Source organism: Shinella zoogloeoides (assembly GCF_003574625.1).
Lineage (GTDB): Bacteria > Pseudomonadota > Alphaproteobacteria > Rhizobiales > Rhizobiaceae > Shinella > Shinella zoogloeoides_A.
This window is the reverse complement of sequence record NZ_QNUJ01000015.1, coordinates 67,218-83,910: the sequence shown is the minus strand read 5'-3', so window position 1 is coordinate 83,910 and position 16,693 is coordinate 67,218. Positions and strand designations below refer to the sequence as shown.

18 protein-coding genes are annotated in these 16,693 nt (G+C 66.6%); 13 read left to right on the top strand and 5 right to left on the bottom strand.

All coding sequences use genetic code 11. The features are described 5' to 3' along the window. Window positions 1–17: 17 nt before the first annotated feature. From DSD28_RS24285 to hemC, 4 genes are all read right to left on the bottom strand, one after another. Complete coding sequence (locus DSD28_RS24285; RefSeq protein ID WP_119259008.1) at window positions 18–1,649, bottom strand: heme biosynthesis protein HemY; 1,632 nt, start codon at window positions 1,647–1,649, stop codon at window positions 18–20. Window positions 1,650–1,661: 12 nt separating this feature from the next. Beyond that, window positions 1,662–2,909 carry a COG4223 family protein gene (locus DSD28_RS24280; protein WP_119259007.1) on the bottom strand — a complete coding sequence of 416 codons (1,248 nt, stop codon included), beginning with the start codon at window positions 2,907–2,909 and terminating at the stop codon, window positions 1,662–1,664. 97 nt (window positions 2,910–3,006) lie between these two features. Further along, a complete protein-coding gene (locus DSD28_RS24275) occupies window positions 3,007–3,732 on the bottom strand; it encodes a uroporphyrinogen-III synthase (RefSeq protein WP_119259006.1) in 726 nt (241 codons plus the stop codon). A 2-nt stretch (window positions 3,733–3,734) separates the two neighbouring features. Then, window positions 3,735–4,664 carry a hydroxymethylbilane synthase gene (hemC, locus tag DSD28_RS24270; protein ID WP_119259005.1) on the bottom strand — a complete coding sequence of 310 codons (930 nt, stop codon included), beginning with the start codon at window positions 4,662–4,664 and terminating at the stop codon, window positions 3,735–3,737. 73 nt (window positions 4,665–4,737) lie between these two features. On the opposite strand from hemC, the gene tsaD reads away from it, so the two are divergent. From tsaD to DSD28_RS24245, 5 genes are read left to right on the top strand one after another with little or no spacing between them, the layout of a single operon-like run. Further along, window positions 4,738–5,832, top strand: a complete 1,095-nt coding sequence (gene tsaD, locus DSD28_RS24265; RefSeq protein WP_119259004.1) for a tRNA (adenosine(37)-N6)-threonylcarbamoyltransferase complex transferase subunit TsaD — start codon at window positions 4,738–4,740, stop codon at window positions 5,830–5,832. After that, window positions 5,829–6,815, top strand: a complete 987-nt coding sequence (locus tag DSD28_RS24260; protein WP_119259003.1) for an NAD(P)H-dependent glycerol-3-phosphate dehydrogenase — start codon at window positions 5,829–5,831, stop codon at window positions 6,813–6,815. The genes tsaD and DSD28_RS24260 overlap by 4 nt, the downstream gene beginning before the upstream one ends. A gap of 15 nt (window positions 6,816–6,830) precedes the next feature. After that, window positions 6,831–7,124, top strand: coding sequence for a YciI-like protein (locus tag DSD28_RS24255; protein WP_119259002.1), 294 nt, complete (start codon window positions 6,831–6,833; stop codon window positions 7,122–7,124). A 6-nt stretch (window positions 7,125–7,130) separates the two neighbouring features. Then, on the top strand, window positions 7,131–7,562 hold the full coding sequence (locus tag DSD28_RS24250) for an EVE domain-containing protein (RefSeq protein ID WP_119259001.1): 432 nt from the start codon (window positions 7,131–7,133) through the stop codon (window positions 7,560–7,562). 43 nt (window positions 7,563–7,605) lie between these two features. Next, complete coding sequence (locus DSD28_RS24245; RefSeq protein WP_119259000.1) at window positions 7,606–8,256, top strand: class I SAM-dependent methyltransferase; 651 nt, start codon at window positions 7,606–7,608, stop codon at window positions 8,254–8,256. Here the strand turns inward: DSD28_RS24245 and DSD28_RS24240 are convergent. Next, complete coding sequence (locus tag DSD28_RS24240) at window positions 8,250–8,693, bottom strand: hypothetical protein (protein ID WP_162911544.1); 444 nt, start codon at window positions 8,691–8,693, stop codon at window positions 8,250–8,252. The genes DSD28_RS24245 and DSD28_RS24240 overlap by 7 nt on opposite strands. Window positions 8,694–8,992: 299 nt before the next feature. Here DSD28_RS24240 and sdhC point away from each other — a divergent pair, with 299 nt between their 5' ends. The 8 genes from sdhC (at window position 8,993) to sucC (ending at window position 16,690) form a co-directional block, all read left to right on the top strand. After that, window positions 8,993–9,385, top strand: coding sequence for a succinate dehydrogenase, cytochrome b556 subunit (sdhC, locus tag DSD28_RS24235; protein WP_119258998.1), 393 nt, complete (start codon window positions 8,993–8,995; stop codon window positions 9,383–9,385). 10 nt (window positions 9,386–9,395) lie between these two features. Beyond that, on the top strand, window positions 9,396–9,776 hold the full coding sequence (sdhD, locus tag DSD28_RS24230) for a succinate dehydrogenase, hydrophobic membrane anchor protein (RefSeq protein WP_119258997.1): 381 nt from the start codon (window positions 9,396–9,398) through the stop codon (window positions 9,774–9,776). 6 nt (window positions 9,777–9,782) lie between these two features. Beyond that, a complete protein-coding gene (gene sdhA / locus DSD28_RS24225) occupies window positions 9,783–11,624 on the top strand; it encodes a succinate dehydrogenase flavoprotein subunit (RefSeq protein WP_119258996.1) in 1,842 nt (613 codons plus the stop codon). An 18-nt stretch (window positions 11,625–11,642) separates the two neighbouring features. Continuing rightward, entirely contained in the window at window positions 11,643–12,422 is a 780-nt protein-coding gene (locus tag DSD28_RS24220; protein WP_119258995.1) for a succinate dehydrogenase iron-sulfur subunit, read from the top strand. 143 nt (window positions 12,423–12,565) lie between these two features. After that, on the top strand, window positions 12,566–13,111 hold the full coding sequence (locus DSD28_RS24215; RefSeq protein ID WP_119258994.1) for a protease inhibitor Inh/omp19 family protein: 546 nt from the start codon (window positions 12,566–12,568) through the stop codon (window positions 13,109–13,111). A 38-nt stretch (window positions 13,112–13,149) separates the two neighbouring features. Then, complete coding sequence (gene zapE, locus DSD28_RS24210) at window positions 13,150–14,343, top strand: cell division protein ZapE (RefSeq protein ID WP_119258993.1); 1,194 nt, start codon at window positions 13,150–13,152, stop codon at window positions 14,341–14,343. A 164-nt stretch (window positions 14,344–14,507) separates the two neighbouring features. Continuing rightward, entirely contained in the window at window positions 14,508–15,470 is a 963-nt protein-coding gene (gene mdh, locus DSD28_RS24205) for a malate dehydrogenase (protein ID WP_119258992.1), read from the top strand. 26 nt (window positions 15,471–15,496) lie between these two features. After that, complete coding sequence (gene sucC / locus DSD28_RS24200) at window positions 15,497–16,690, top strand: ADP-forming succinate--CoA ligase subunit beta (RefSeq protein WP_119258991.1); 1,194 nt, start codon at window positions 15,497–15,499, stop codon at window positions 16,688–16,690. The last annotated feature ends 3 nt before the right edge of the window (window positions 16,691–16,693 follow it).

The window sequence follows — 16,693 nt, the reverse complement described above, 5'->3', positions numbered from 1 at the left end:
AGCCCCGTTTCCCGTACTCAGAACAATCGGAAACTGCTGGTGCCGTCGCGCTTGGCGACCGCGCCTTCCTTGACGCCCGGGTCGTCCGGCAGGCCGTAGAAGGGGCGCTCCTCCTCCATGCCGCCGACTGTCTCGACTTTCGTTTTTTCTGGCGTCTTCTCGGGTGCCTTCTCCGGCGTCACGGTCCTGACCGGCGCGGGTTCGGCCACCGCGGCCACAACGACCGGCCTTGCCGTTTCGGTCTTCTCGACCCTTTTCTCCGGCTCGATCCGGGCGGGCTTCGCCTCGATGGCGAGCGGCGGCAGGGTGCGGATGGCCTCGTCGACAGCATCAGTCGAGCCTTCCTCGACGGGCCCCTGCAATTCGCTGACCGGCGTCTTCCATTCGAAGGCGTCGAGGCGGCCGGTGACGGGCGAGACGGCGCGCCATTCCGGCGCGGTGATGCCGTCGGCCGTCCAGGCCGGATCGCGCGGGGCCTTCAGCGCCTGGTTCATCCAGTGGCGGATGCGGCCCTGGTCGCCGGTCTCGGCATCCTCGATGTCGGCCAGGAGCAGGAAGGCGCTTTCGCGCGGGGAAAGGCGGGCGGCGGCTTCGGCCTTGGTGCGGGCGCGGGCGAAATCACGGGCCTCCAGCGCGGCCTCGGCAACGGCATAGAGCGCCTCGGCATTGTTCGGCCGCATCGCCTCCAGCTTTTCCGCCCGTTTCAGCCGGTCGGTCGCCGAATCGCCGCTGCGGGCGCGGACATAGAGCCGCGCGACGTCGCCATGCGCCGTCGCCTTCCAGAGCCTTTCGAGGATGGAGGCGGCCTTGCGAAGATTGTCCTCGCGCAGATACGCCTTCACCTCGATGAGGCCGGCGGGCACGAAATTCTCGTCGAGCTTCAAGGCCTGGTGGGCATCCTCGCGGGCGCCCTTCGGGTCGGCGTCGAGCTTTGCCGCGGCGCGGGCGGTGAGGAGCACGGCCTTGCGGCGGGCATGGGTCTTCTTCTCTTCCGCCGAGCCGGAGCGGCCGTCGCCGAGGAGTTTCAGCGCCTCGTCCCAGTCGCCGGCCTCGGAGCGGTATTCGAGGGCCGCTTCCGTCGCCCAGGGAAGCTGCGGGGCCTTTTCGGCGGCGCGCTCGGCATATTGCCGGGCCGCCTCGTTGGCGCCGAGGCGGCGGGCCTCGAGATAGAGGCCGCGCAAGCCGAGTTCGCGCGTTTCCGGATCGTCGGCCATCAGCTCGAATTTCTTGCGGGCGTCGTCATAGCGCCCCTCGATCATCGCCGCCTGCGCTTCGAGCAGATGGATGAGCGGTTCCTGGTCGGCGCTGAGAAGGCCCTTGGTGCGGCCCAGCATCTTGCGGGCATTGGCGGCGTCGCCGGCGCCGGCGGCGATCAGCCCGGTCGACAGGGCCTGATAGCCCCGGTCGCGCTTGCGGGCGCGGAAATAGCGCTGGATGGAATGCGGCGAGGTCCAGACGACGCGCACCAGCCACCAGCAGAACATGACGGCGGCGACCAGCGAGACGACGAGCGTCGCGGCCACCATCAGGCTCATATCGGCGCGCTGGCCCTGCCAGATGATGGAAAGCTCGCCCGGACGGTCGGCGAGCCAGGCAAAGCCGGCGGCAAGGGCAAGAACGAAGAGGATGAAGACCAGAATGCGAAACATGAAGCCTTCTCCTCAGCCCTGGTTGCCGGTGGCGGTGGTCTGGCCGTTGAGGGCGCCGGAAACGGCGGCGCCGATCAGGTCCTCGACGCCGACGCGTGCATCCAGCTTGCGCTTGTAGTCCGCCGCCGCTGCCTTGCCCGGCTCCGGCAGGGTCTGCCATTCGATCGCGGCGCCCTTGAAGTCGCCGTTCTGCAGCTTGTTCTCGATGCGGGCGACGACCGCCTCGGGCGTGTCGCCCTCGATGCTGCCGACCGGGCGCACGCGGATCGCCGAGGCGGCGCTCGACATCAGGCGGTTGAAGATGCCCTGGTCGCCTTCCGGCTGGTGCACGGCATCGAGGATGGCGTCCGCCGTCGGCTGGAAGTCGCGCACGAGATCGGCGCGCGAGGGCACGCCGACGGCCGCATGTTCGCGCAGGCCCGCGATGGACGGATCGTCCGGCGCGACGCTGGCGAAGGCCTCCAGCTCGGCAAGGTAGGGGCCACCACGGTCGATGGCGGTCTTCAGTGCGCTTGCCGCGACGGCGCGCGCCATGGCGACGTCGCTGCGCGGCTCGTCGATCTTCTGCTCGGCGGCGGCGATGCGCTCCGTCAGCTGGGTCTCGGTGGTGCTGACCGCCTCCGTCGTGCGGGTGACTGCCTCGCGGAGAGTGGCGAGCTCGGTCGTGAGCCGGCTAACATCGCCTTCCAGCTTGCCCACGGCTTCCGGATCTGCGCCGGGCGTGACGTCGGTCGCGCCGGCCGATTTTTCGAGGGCGGCGAGGCGGGTCTCCAGCGGCTGGAGATCGCCGGGGCTTGCGGCGGTGCTTTCGGCAAGCCGCGCCTTCAGCGCCTCGACCTCGTTGGAAAGCGAGGCGACGGCGCCGTTGTCGCCGGGCCTTTCCGGGCCGAGCGACGGCAGGTAGCCGCCATATTGCAGGCTACCGGCGCCGATGAGGGCGATCAGGCCGCCGAGGATGCCGGCGGCAAGCGGGCCGGCATTGCCGCGCTGGCGGGGTGGCGGCGTTTCGGCGCGAGCGGGTTCCTCATAGGTGGCGCGGGCGGGCTCGATCGGCTCCGCCCTGTCCTCGACGGGATCGGCGGTGGCCGTGACAGTTTCGGCATCCGCGGTTTCGGCGTTTTCCGGCACGGATGCCTCGGTTTCGGCCGTCTCCTCGGCGGCGGGCGCCTCGTTGTCGACGGCGGCGGGAGCGGCTTCGAGATCGATCGTCACGGGCTCGTCGCCGGCCTTCTTACGACGGGACGGGGTTTCCGGTTCCATGGCGGCCTCCTCGCATTCATGTGCATTGCACTCAAGGTAGACAGGGATGGCAGGGAGGGAAAGACCCTTGCGGCAATTTCACCGCCGGTGCCTGCATTTAGAGCAGCGCGAGAAGGCTTTCCTCGCTCGGCGCCCGGGCGACGGCGACGCGGGCCGGAAAGCCTTGCGGCACCGCCGCCGCGACATTGGCGCTCATGCAGAGGAGGCGGAGGGCGGCAAAGCGGTCCGGCGCTTCGGCAAGGGGGGCAAGGGCGAAGAAGGCGCAGGCGCTCTCCCGCGAATAGAGCAGCACGGCGTCGGGCACCGGATGCAGCAGGGCGGCCTCCACCGCCTCGCGGGTGGGGGCGAGCGGCACCATGCGGTAGCCTTCAACGGTGCGGAACGGAATGCCGGCCGCCGCCAGCCGGGCCGCGAAACCCGGGCCGCGCGGATTGCCGGCGAGATAGAGGAGGGGATGCGGCAGCGGCCCCTTCGGGCGGACATGGGCCGCGATCACTTCGGCAAGGCTTTCGCCATCACCACCTGCGCTGATGACATCGGTGAAGCCGTTCCGGCGCATGGCCTTTGCGGTCGCTTCCCCGACGGCGAAGACGATGGTGTCCCGGTGCGCGGCAGGGGCGCCGCCGAGCCCTTCGAAGAGGCGGGCCATTTCCGCGCTGGTGACGGCGATGGCTCCATGGGGTTCGGCCAGGGCGGCCTTCACGGCATCGACGGCATGCTCGGCCTTCGAGAGCGGCAGGCGCACGGCCTCGTGTCCGAGCGCCGCGAGCCGGTCGGCGGTGCGGGCCGCCGCGGGCTCGGGGCGCAGGACGAGGACGCGCATGGTCAGGTCCAGCTTTCGAAGAAGTCCGCTCCCGCCATGGCGCGGATATCCTCGCCCGCCTTTTCGCCGAGGGCGGCGGCATCGGCGGCCGGGCCGCTCGTCTCGATCTCGTGGAAGCGGCTGCCGTCCGGTGTCAGGATCGTGCCGCGGAAGCGCAGGTGATCGCCCTCGACGGTGGCATAGCCGGCGATGGGCGTGCGACAGGAGCCGTCGAGCGTTGCGAGGAAGCCGCGCTCGCAGGCGACGGCCGCATGGGTCGGGCGGTCGTCGATGGCGGACAGCAGGCCGTTCACCCGGTCGTCGCCGATGCGGCTCTCGACGCAGATCGCGCCCTGCGCCGGGGCCGGCGGGAAGGTGAGGGGATCGAGGATCTCCGTCGGCACGTCGAGCTTGCCGAGGCGCTTCAGGCCGGCATAGGCGAGCAGCGTCGCATCGGCCTTTCCTTCGGCGAGCTTGCCGAGGCGGGTATCCACCTGGCCGCGGAAGACGATGACATTGAGGTCCGGCCGAAGGCGGCGAATGAGCGCCTGGCGGCGCAGCGAGGCCGAGCCGACGGTCGCGCCCTGCGGCAGGTCGAGGAGGCGCTTTGCCGCGCGGCCGATGAAGGCGTCGCGGATATCTTCGCGCGGCAGGAAGGCGGAAAGATGCAGGCCCTCCGGCAGCTTCGTCGGCATGTCCTTGGAGGAGTGCACGGCAAGGTCCAGTTCGCCGGAGGAAAGCTGCGCCTCGATCTCCTCGGTGAACAGGCCCTTGCCGCCGATCAGCGCCAGCGAGCGGTCGGTGATGCGGTCGCCGGTGGTCGAGAGCACGACGATCTCGAACATCGCCTCCGGCAGGCCGTGCGCCGCCATCAGGCGCGAACGGGTCTCGTAGGCCTGGGCGAGCGCCAGCGGGCTGCCACGGGTGCCGATCCTGAAAGGTTTTGTTTGCATCCGCCTTGATCCATTGTTACCGGGATGTCTCGTAACCGGCTTTAGAGCCGCCCGCAATCGATCCTAGTGCTTCATGTCGCCCCACCTGACCATTCTCGGCATCGAAACGAGCTGCGACGAGACCGCCGCGTCCGTCGTCGCGCGCGATGCCGACGGGCGGGGCGAGATCCTCGGCGAGGTCGTGCTGAGCCAGCTCGAAGAGCACAGCGCCTATGGCGGCGTGGTGCCGGAGATCGCGGCGCGCGCCCATGTCGAGGCGCTGGACAGCCTGATTTCCGAGGCGCTGCTGCGCGCCGGCCGTTCCCTCGACGATGTCGACGCCATCGCCGCGACGAGCGGGCCGGGGCTGATCGGCGGGCTGATCGTCGGGCTGATGACCGGCAAGGCGATCGCGCGGGCGACCGGCAAGCCGCTCTATGCGGTCAACCATCTGGAAGGCCATGCGCTGACGGCGCGGCTGACGGACGGGCTTTCCTTCCCCTATCTCATGCTGCTCGTTTCCGGCGGCCATACCCAGCTCGTGCTGGTGCGCGGCGTCGACGATTACGAGCGCTGGGGCACGACCATCGACGACGCGCTCGGCGAAGCCTTCGACAAGACGGCCAAGCTCCTCGGCCTGCCCTATCCCGGCGGGCCGGCGGTGGAGCGCATGGCGAAGACCGGCAATCCCGAGCGTTTCACCTTCCCGCGCCCGCTCGTCGGCGAGGCGCGGCTCGATTTCTCCTTCTCCGGCCTCAAGACGGCGGTGCGGCAGGCGGCGCAGTCCATCGAGCCGGTGACGGACCAGGATATCGCCGATATCTGCGCCTCCTTCCAGCGCGCCGTCTCGCGCACCCTGAAGGACCGTATCGGCCGCGGACTGGAGCGGTTCCGCACGCTTTATCCCGATGCCGAAACGCCGGCGCTCGTCGTTGCCGGCGGCGTGGCGGCGAATGCGGAGCTGCGCGCGACGCTGCAGGCGCTCTGCGACAAGAACAGGTTCCGCTTCATCGCGCCGCCGCTGGCGCTCTGCACCGACAATGCCTCGATGATCGCCTGGGCCGGGCTGGAGCGCATGGCGGCCGGCTTTGCGCCGGACGACCTTGCCGTCGCGCCGCGCTCGCGCTGGCCGCTCGACCGCGATGCGGCGACGGTTCTCGGATCAGGCAAGCGGGGAGCCAAGGCATGAGCATCAGCCGCAAGATTGCCGTGGTCGGCGCGGGCGCCTTCGGCACGGCGCTGGCAAGTGTGGCGGCCGCCAGCGGCGGCGACGTCACGCTGATCGGCCGCGACGCGGTTTCCATCGAGGCCATGCAGGCCACCCGCCGCAATGAAAAGGCGCTGCCGGGCATCGAGCTGCCGGCGGCGCTGGCCTATAGCGCCGATGCGGAAGCCATGCGCGGCGCAGGCATCGTGCTCTTCGCCATGCCCTCGCAGGCGCAGCGCGCGGCGGCGCGGTCGCTTGCGCCGCTTCTTGCGCCGGGCACGGCCGTCGTCATCTGCGCCAAGGGCATGGAGAAGGGCACCGGCCGGCTCCTGACCGAGGTGCTGGAAGAGGAATTGCCCGGCCGCGAGATCGCGGTGCTCTCCGGCCCCGGCTTCGCCGCGGATATCGCGAAAGGCCTGCCGACGGCGATGGTGATCGCCGCGCGCACGGCGGAGATCGGCGCCGCGCTGGCGCAGGCGCTGTCCGGGCCGACCTTCCGGCTCTATCCCTCGACGGATCGCATCGGTGTGCAGCTCGGCGGTGCGCTCAAGAATGTGCTGGCGATTGCCTGCGGCATCATCGAGGGCGCCGAGCTTGGCGATTCCGCCCGCGCGGCACTCATTTCGCGCGGGCTTGCGGAGCTGTCGCGCTTCGTCGAGGCGCATGGCGGGGAGGGCATCACGGTGACGGGGCTTTCAGGCCTCGGCGACCTCGTCCTCACCGGCACCAGCCACCAGTCGCGGAACCTGCGCTTCGGTATCGCGCTCGGCCGGCACGGCAATGCCGCCGGCTGGTCCGGCGATCTGGTGGAAGGCGCCTTCGCCGCCTCGGTCGCCTCTGTCGTCGCCGCCGAAAAGGGCATCGACATGCCGATCACCGACGCCGTCGCCCGCATCGTCGACGGCACGCTCGACGTGAAGACCGCCATCGGGCAGCTCATGACGCGCCCCATCACCCAGGAATAAGGAAGGGACAGCCGCATGCATTTCGCATTTCTCTGCAAGGACAAGCCCGGTTCGCTCCAGGTGCGTCTCGACACGCGCCCCGAACATCTCGCCTATCTCAACGCGCTCAATGCGGACGGCAAGCTCGGTTTCGCCGGCCCCTTCCTCGGCGATGACGGCAAGCCGACCGGCAGCCTCGTCGTGGTGAAGGCCGAGACCATCGAGGAGGCGCGGCGGATCGCGGCCGACGATCCCTATGCCAAGGCCGGTCTCTTCGCCGAGGTCGAGGTGAAGGCCTGGAACTGGGTCTTCAACAATCCGGAGGCGTAAGACCCGATGGCATACTGGCTCTACAAGTCCGAACCCTTCAAGTTCTCCTGGGAAAAGCTCAAGTCGAAGGGCGAGGCCGGCGAGGAATGGGACGGCGTGCGCAACTACCAGGCACGCAACAACATGCGGGCCATGAAGATCGGCGACAAGGGCTTCTTCTATCACTCCAACGAGGGGCTCGAAGTCGTCGGCATCACGGAAGTCTGCGCCCTGGTGCATCCCGATTCGACCGCCGGCGAGGATCCGCGCTGGGAGTGCGTCGACATCCGCGCCGTGCGCGACATGCCGAAGCCCGTGACCCTCAAGGACATCAAGGCCAATCCGAAGCTCGCCAACATGTCGCTCGTCACCTCCATGCGCCTTTCGGTGCAGCCGGTGACGGAGGAGGAGTGGATCGAGGTCTGCCGCATGGGCGGCCTCGACAACCCGCCGCGCTGATGGCTTCCGCTTTGCGTGCCGCCTTCTCCGGAGCGATGCTTTCGTGAAGACGGACCCCGAAGTCTTCATCCGCGGCAATACGGACGTGCTGTCGCCGCCACATGTGCCGGAGGTGAAGCTGAGGCTCGCCACCGAGGCGCACGATCTCTGGCTGAAGACGGAGGAGGAGCTGGAAGCGATCGGCCTGCCACCGCCCTTCTGGGCCTTCGCCTGGGCGGGCGGGCAGGGCCTTGCCCGCCATGTGCTCGATCATCCGGCGCTGGTGGCCGGAAAGACGGTGCTGGATTTCGCCAGCGGCTCCGGCCTTGTCGGCATTGCCGCGCGCATGTCGGGTGCTTCGAAGGTGCTGGCGGCGGATATCGATCCCTGGAGCGAAACGGCGATCCGCCTCAATGCCGGCCTCAACGGCGTGACGCTCGACCATACGTCCGACGATCTTATCGGGCGGGACGGCGGCTGGGACGTCGTCCTTGCCGGCGACGTCTTCTACGACCGCGGTTTTGCCGGTCTGCTGATCCCGTGGCTTTCAGCGCTGGCGGCGCGCGGGGCGAGCGTGCTGGTCGGCGATCCCGGTCGCGCCTATTGCCCGCGCGAGCGCATGGAGGCGCTTGCCACCTATACGGTGCCGGTGACGCGGGCGCTGGAGGACAGCGAGGTCAAGAAGACGACGGTCTGGCGCTTCCGGGCTCAATAACCCGGCCGGATGACGCAGACGCCGGCCTGCCATGCGCAACCGTTCTGGCCCGGCCGCACGGTGATGACCTTCGGACCGCTCCTGTGGCGCCTTGCCGGCCGGTCGTACCAGCCGATCGGGCCGTCGTCGCCGTCGACATAGAGATAGATGCCGTTGCCGCGCTCGCGATAGGCCGTTACCGCCCCGCCGTAGAAATTGTCCTCGCGCCGCAGAAGCGGGCGGCCGGCGCGGCCGTAGCGTAGCTCGGTGCCGAGGCGGTGGCCGTCGTGGACGGCGTTCCGGTCCATCCTCGGCAGCTGGTGGTAGCGGCCATGATGACCATTGTGGTGACGGGGATGCCACCCGTCCCCGGCTTCGGCGGCCGTCATGCCGCCGGCGACAAGCACGACCGCCAGCCCTAAGACTTTGGTCGCACGGAGCGCTGATAACAGAGTCATTCTGTCCTGCCTTCCGGGTTACGCTTAACAAATCGTTAACCGCAAGATGGGGCAGGAACCGGCGAAAGTCACGGATCGCGCAGGGTTTTCCGCGCTCTTGGTTAACGGGCGCGGCCGGTGAACGAGCGCGCGGATGCATGCCGGCGTCTAATCGATTAAATTCATTTTGCACTGCAAGAAGGCTTGTGGTTCCGCCTTCCGGTGATTAAACGTCGCAATCACTGCATTGTGCACAACATACTGCAATTCCGGAGAAAATTTGTCCAGATTTTGGCTCTCCGGGGTTCCGTGAGGTTCAGATGGCGAATGTCACTCGAAGCCGGCCGCTCTCGCCGCATCTCCAAGTCTACAAGCCGATCCCGACGATGGTCATGTCCATCGTGCACCGCGTTACCGGCGCGGCGCTCTATTTCGGCACTGTCCTCGTTGCCTGGTGGCTGATCGCGGCGGCGACGGGCGAAGCCTATTTCGACTGGGTGAGCTGGTTCTTCGGCACCTGGATCGGCCGCCTCGTCCTCTTCGGTTACACCTGGGCCTTGATGCATCACATGCTTGGCGGCCTGCGCCATTTCATGTGGGACATGGGCCGCGGCTACGAGAAGCACTTTTCCACCCGGCTCGCCCTTCTGACCCCGGTCGTCTCCGTCGCCCTGACGGTGCTGATCTGGATCGTCGGCACCCTGGCCCGCTGAGGAGACACCCATGGACATGCGCACGCCCCTCGGCAAGGTTCGCGGCCTCGGCTCGGCAAAGGACGGCACGGAGCATTTCTGGCGCCAGCGCCTGACGGCCGTCGCCAACGTTCCGCTGATGCTGTTCTTCGTCGGCTTCCTGATCTGCTATAACGGCGCGTCCTACGCGGAAGTGACGGCAGCGCTATCGCATCCGATCGTCGCCGTCCTCATGGGCCTCGTCGTCATTTCCGGCCTCATTCACATGAAGCTCGGCATGCAGGTCATCATCGAGGACTATGTGCATGCGGAGGGCGTGAAGATCGGCCTTCTCATGCTCAACACCTTCTTCGCGATCCTGGTCGGCGGGCTCTGTCTCTTCGCCGTCCTCAAAATCGCTTTCGCAGGATAATCCATCATGGCAGCGATCTCCTCCCCGGCGGCCAACGGCAAGGCCTATACCTATGTGGACCACTCCTTCGACGTGATCGTCGTCGGCGCCGGCGGCGCGGGCCTTCGCGCCACGCTCGGCATGGCCGAGCAGGGCCTGAAGACGGCCTGCATCACCAAGGTTTTCCCGACGCGCTCGCACACCGTCGCCGCGCAGGGCGGCATTGCCGCCTCGCTGCAGAACATGACGCCGGACAGCTGGCAGTGGCACCTCTACGACACCGTCAAGGGCTCCGACTGGCTCGGCGACGTCGACGCCATGCAGTATCTCGCCATGGAAGCGCCGAAGGCGGTCTATGAGCTGGAGCATTACGGCGTGCCCTTCTCGCGCAACGCGGAAGGCAAGATCTACCAGCGCCCGTTCGGCGGCCACATGCAGAACTACGGCGAAGGCCCGCCGGTGCAGCGCACCTGCGCCGCCGCCGACCGTACCGGCCACGCCATCCTGCACACGCTCTACGGCCAGTCGCTGCGCAACAATGCGGAATTCTTCATCGAGTATTTCGCGCTCGACCTGATCATGTCGGCCGACGGCCGCTGCACCGGTGTCGTCGCCTGGAACCTCGATGACGGCACGATCCACCGCTTCGCCGCCAAGATGGTGGTTCTGGCGACCGGCGGCTACGGCCGGGCCTACTTCTCCGCCACCTCGGCGCATACCTGCACGGGCGACGGCGGCGGCATGATCGCGCGCGCCGGCCTGCCGCTGCAGGACATGGAATTCGTCCAGTTCCACCCGACCGGCATCTACGGCGCGGGCTGCCTCATCACCGAGGGTGCACGCGGCGAAGGCGGCTATCTCGTCAATTCCGAGGGTGAGCGCTTCATGGAGCGCTATGCGCCGTCGGCCAAGGATCTTGCCTCGCGGGACGTCGTCTCGCGCTGCATGACGATGGAAATCCGCGAAGGCCGCGGCGTCGGCAAGAACAAGGACCATATCTTCCTGCATCTCGACCATCTCGACCCGGCCGTTCTGCACGAGCGCCTGCCGGGCATTTCCGAGAGCGCGAAGATCTTCGCCGGCGTCGACGTGACGCGCGAGCCGATCCCGGTCCTGCCGACCGTCCACTACAACATGGGCGGCATCCCGACGAACTACTGGGGCGAGGTGCTCAACGCCGACAGCCAGAACCCCGAGCGCATTGCGCCCGGCCTGATGGCGGTGGGTGAAGCCGGCTGCGCCTCGGTGCACGGCGCCAACCGTCTCGGCTCCAACTCGCTGATCGACCTCGTGGTCTTCGGCCGTGCCGCCGCCATCCGCGCCGGCCAGGTCATCGACCGCAACGAGGCGGTCCCGGCGCTCGACATCGCTGCCTGCGACAGGATCATGGATCGCTTCGACCATCTCCGGAACGCCAACGGTAGCACGCCGACGGCGGTGCTGCGCGACAAGATGCAGCGCACCATGCAGGAAGACGCCGCCGTGTTCCGTACGCAGGAATCGCTTGAAAACGGCTGCAAGCGCATGACGGAAATCTGGAAGGAAATGTCCGACATCAAGGTCACCGACCGCTCGATGATCTGGAACTCCGACCTCGTCGAGACACTGGAGCTGGAAAACCTGATGGCCAACGCCATCACGACGGTCTACGGCGCCGAGGCCCGCAAGGAAAGCCGCGGCTCGCATGCCCGCGAGGACTATGTCGACGGCCCCTTCGCCGGCCGCGACGACGTCAACTGGCGCAAGCACACACTCGCCTGGGTCAACGAGGCGGGCGAGGTGAAGCTCGACTATCGCCCTGTTCACACCGACCTCATCGCCGACGGGATCGATCCGCAGAAGATCGCGCCCAAGGCGCGCGTCTACTGATATCGAGGAGAACTGGACATGGTTGAACTCGCTCTCCCGAAGAACTCGCAGATGACCGAAGGCAAGGTCTGGCCGAAGCCGGACGGGGCCACGAACACTCGCGAGTTCCGCATCTACCGCTGGAACCCGGACGATGGGAAGAACCCGTCGATCGACACGTTCTACATCGATGTCGACGATTGCGGCCCGATGGTCCTCGATGCGCTGCTCTACATCAAGAACAAGATCGACCCGACGCTGACGCTGCGTCGCTCCTGCCGCGAAGGCATCTGCGGCTCCTGCGCCATGAACATCGACGGCACCAACACGCTCGCCTGCACCAAGGGCATGGACGAGGTGAAGGGCACCGTGAAGGTCTATCCGCTGCCGCATATGCCGGTGGTCAAGGACCTCGTTCCCGACCTTACCAATTTCTACGCCCAGCACCGCTCCATCGAGCCCTGGCTGAAGACCGTGTCGCCGACGCCGGCCAAGGAGTGGAAGCAGAGCCATGAGGACCGCCTCAAGCTCGACGGCCTCTACGAGTGCATCCTGTGCGCCTGCTGCTCGACCTCCTGTCCGAGCTACTGGTGGAACGGCGACCGCTATCTCGGCCCCGCCGTACTGCTCCAGGCCTATCGCTGGCTGATCGACAGCCGCGACGAGGCCACGGGCGAGCGTCTCGACAACCTGGAAGACCCCTTCCGCCTCTATCGCTGCCACACGATCATGAATTGCGCCCAGGCCTGCCCGAAGGGCCTCAATCCTGCCAAGGCGATCGGCGAAATCAAGAAGATGCTGGTCGAGCGTCGCCTCTGATCTCCATAAGCGACGTTCATGAAACGTGAGGAGGCGGCCCGATCATTCGGGCCGTTTCATCTTGATTCGCGCGGGCGATTCACGTTAATTCGGCGGGAATTGCTGCAGGGCAGCAGTATCGGGCAGATATCGGGAGTATCGAGATGCGGATTCACCATGCGGCAGGCGGACTGATGATGGCGCTTGCTCTTGCCGGTTGCCAGCGCACCGCTTCGATGGACAGCGTCAATACGCAGCCGAACCTGCGGCCTCTCGAAGCCCAGCCGGTCGGCACGGTCTCTTCGAGCCAGCTTCCCGATCCGACGACGAGCACCGCCGGCGGCCAGTTCCCGGACAAGCCGACGACCGATACGGCGATGGCGACCGGCACGGGCATGGGCGGCGATGCCGCGGCAGCGGCCAACGGCCTCGAGGTCAAGAAGGAAGGCATGGTCGGCAACTGGCGCGTTTCCAACGGCCCGTCCTCCTGCGACATGTTCCTGACGCTTACCAATCTCGGCAGCGGCCTTCGCGGCGGCACGCGCGGCTGCGCCGGTGAACTGACGACCATGCGCTCCTGGGAAGTGGCCGGCAAGCAGGTCATCCTCAAGGACCTCAATGGCAATGCGATTGGACGCCTCTACAAGTCGGCCGATTCCCGCTTCGACGGTTCGACCAATTCGGGCCAGCCGCTCAGCCTCTCGCGCTGATTTCGCCCTTTCGCCATCGATACGGATGATTGCCGCCCATGGGCAAGGACTGGGACAGGGTTTCGACACATCCGGACCACGGCGTCTCGGATAGGCTGGAGGCCCTTGTCGCAAGCGGCGCGCTGAAGGCGGATCCGGCGCAGAAGGCGATGGCCCTGCGCTTCGACCGCCTGCTCGGGGAGGTCCATGCCCAGCGCCCGGCGCGCAAGTCGAGCGCCCTCGGCTGGCTTTTCGCCTCCCGCAAGCCCGAAAGCGCCAGCGTTCCGAAGGGGCTCTATCTCTATGGCGGGGTCGGGCGCGGCAAGACCATGCTGATGGACATGTTCTTCGAGCTCGCGCCGGTCAAGCGCAAACGCCGGGCGCATTTCCACGAGTTCATGGCCGATGTGCACGAGCGCATCCACAAGCACCGCCAGAAGCTGAAGGCCGGGGAGACCAAGCAGGCCGATCCCGTGCCGCCGGTGGCGGCGAGCCTCATCGAGGAGGCGCGGCTGCTCTGCTTCGACGAATTCTCCGTGACCGACATCGCCGATGCGATGATCCTGTCGCGGCTTTTCGGAGAGCTGTTCCAGCGCGGCTGCATTCTCGTCGCGACCTCCAATGTGGAGCCGGACAATCTCTACAAGGACGGGCTCAATCGCGGGCTTTTCCTGCCCTTCGTCGATCTCCTGAAACAGCATGTCGAGATCGTGCCGCTGGACTCGCTGACCGATTACCGGCTCGAAAAGGACAGCGGCCTGCCCGTCTTCCGCCATCCGCTCGGCGCGGAGGCCGACATGGCGATGGATGCGGCCTGGCGGCGGGAGACGGCGGGTATGTCGACCGGCCCGCGGACGATCTCCTTCCGTGGCCGGAGCATCGCGGTGCCGCAGGCGGCGGGGCGGATCGCCCGGTTCTCTTTCGCGGATCTGTGCGAGCGGCCCCTGGGCGCGGCCGACTATCTCGAAATCCTCGCGTATTTCGATACGCTCTTCGTCGATCATATTCCTCTTCTGGGAGCGGAGAAGCGCAACGAGACGAAGCGCTTCATCAATCTCGTCGATACGATCTACGATCATCGGGCGCGGCTCTTCGCTTCCGCGGCGGCGGCGCCGGAGAACCTGCTGGTGACCCGCAAGGGAACGGAAGGCTTCGAATTCGACCGGACAGTGTCGCGCCTCATCGAGATCCGCAGCACGGAATATCTTGCCGACCATCGGGCAAGATACGATGGAAAGGTGACGGAAGCGTGACGGAAATACTTACGTTTACGTAAGATATTTTGCATCTAACCGATTGAAATATTTCAGTCCAAAAGTATGTGTTGAATTTTTAACCGGGTAGGCGTAAGCCCTTGCCCCGAAAGGTCCCGCAACTGCGACATGAGGGACCGTTGATCGGAGCAAAGGAAGCTTTCATGGCCCGCAAGAAGATCGCACTTATTGGTTCTGGCATGATCGGTGGCACGCTGGCGCATCTGGCCGGCCTGAAGGAGCTGGGCGACATCGTCCTCTTCGACATCGCCGACGGCATTCCGCAGGGCAAGGGCCTCGACATCGCCCAGTCCTCGCCGGTCGAAGGCTTCAACGCCTCGCTGACGGGCGCCAGCGACTATGCCGCCATCGAAGGCGCCGATGTCTGCATCGTCACCGCCGGCGTCGCCCGCAAGCCGGGCATGAGCCGCGACGACCTGCTCGGCATCAACCTCAAGGTCATGGAACAGGTCGGCGCCGGCATCAAGAAATACGCTCCGAACGCCTTCGTCATCTGCATCACCAATCCGCTCGACGCCATGGTCTGGGCGCTGCAGAAGTTCTCCGGCCTGCCGAAGAACATGGTCGTCGGCATGGCCGGCGTGCTGGATTCGGCCCGCTTCCGCCTCTTCCTCTCCGAGGAATTCAAGGTTTCCGTCCAGGACGTCACCGCCTTCGTTCTCGGCGGCCACGGCGACACGATGGTGCCGCTTGCCCGCTACTCGACCGTCGCCGGCATTCCGCTGACCGATCTCATCAAGATGGGCTGGGTCACCAAGGAACGTCTCGAAGAGATCATCCAGCGCACCCGTGACGGCGGCGCCGAGATCGTCGGCCTCCTGAAGACCGGCTCGGCCTATTACGCCCCGGCCGCCTCCGCCATCGAGATGGCCGAATCCTATCTCAAGGACAAGAAGCGCGTCCTGCCCTGCGCGGCCTTCCTTTCCGGCCAGTACGGCGTAAAGGACATGTATGTCGGCGTTCCGACCGTGATCGGCGCCGGCGGCGTCGAGCGTATCGTCGAGATCGACCTCAACAAGGCCGAGCAGGAAGCCTTCGACAAGTCGGTCGGCGCCGTTGCCGGTCTTTGCGAGGCCTGCATCAACATCGCTCCCGCCCTGAAGTAATCCGGTAGCCAGACAGGATTTTCCCGATGAACATTCATGAATACCAGGCCAAGGCTCTCTTGAAGAGCTACGGCGCGCCGGTCGCCGAGGGCGTCGCGATCTTCTCCGCGGACGAGGCGGAAGCGGCTGCGAAGTCGCTGCCCGGCCCGCTCTACGTGGTCAAGAGCCAGATCCACGCCGGCGGCCGCGGCAAGGGCAAGTTCAAGGAACTCGGCCCCGACGCCAAGGGCGGCGTGCGCCTTTCCAAAAGCGTCGAGGAAGTCGTCGCCAACGTCAAGGAGATGCTCGGCAACACGCTCGTCACCGCGCAGACCGGCGAAGCCGGCAAGCAGGTGAACCGCCTCTATATCGAGGACGGCGCCGACATCGACCGCGAACTCTATCTCTCGCTGCTCGTCGATCGCTCGGTCGGCCAGGTCGCCTTCGTCGTCTCGACCGAAGGCGGCATGGACATCGAGGCCGTCGCGCATGACACGCCGGAAAAGATCGTCACCGTGGCGATCGACCCGGAAGCCGGCGTCACCGCCGCGGACCTTGCCAAGCTCACTTCGGCCCTCAAGCTCGAAGGCGAAGCCAAGGCCGATGGCGAGAAGCTGTTCCCGATCCTCTACAAGGCCTTCGTCGAGAAGGACATGAGCCTTCTGGAGATCAACCCGCTGATCGTCATGAAGAACGGTCGCGTGCGCGTTCTCGACGCCAAGGTTTCCTTCGACGGCAATGCCCTCTTCCGCCACGACGACATCAAGGCGTTGCGCGACGAGACCGAAGAGGACGCCAAGGAAATCGAGGCCTCCAAGTGGGACCTCGCCTATGTGGCGCTCGACGGCAATATCGGCTGCATGGTCAACGGCGCGGGCCTTGCCATGGCGACGATGGATATCATCAAGCTCTACGGCAAGGAGCCGGCGAACTTCTGCGACGTCGGCGGCGGCGCCGGCAAGGAGAAGGTGGCGGCGGCCTTCAAGATCATCACGGCCGACCCGAAGGTCGAGGGCATCCTCGTCAACATCTTCGGCGGCATCATGAAGTGCGATGTCATCGCAGAAGGTGTCGTTGCGGCCGTGCAGGAAGTCGGCCTCAAGGTTCCGCTGGTCGTTCGCCTCGAAGGCACGAATGTCGAGCTTGGCAAGAAGATCCTGAACGAATCCGGCCTGGCGATCACCGCCGCCGACGATCTGGACGACGCCGCCAAGAAGATCGTCGCCGCGATCAACGGCTAACTG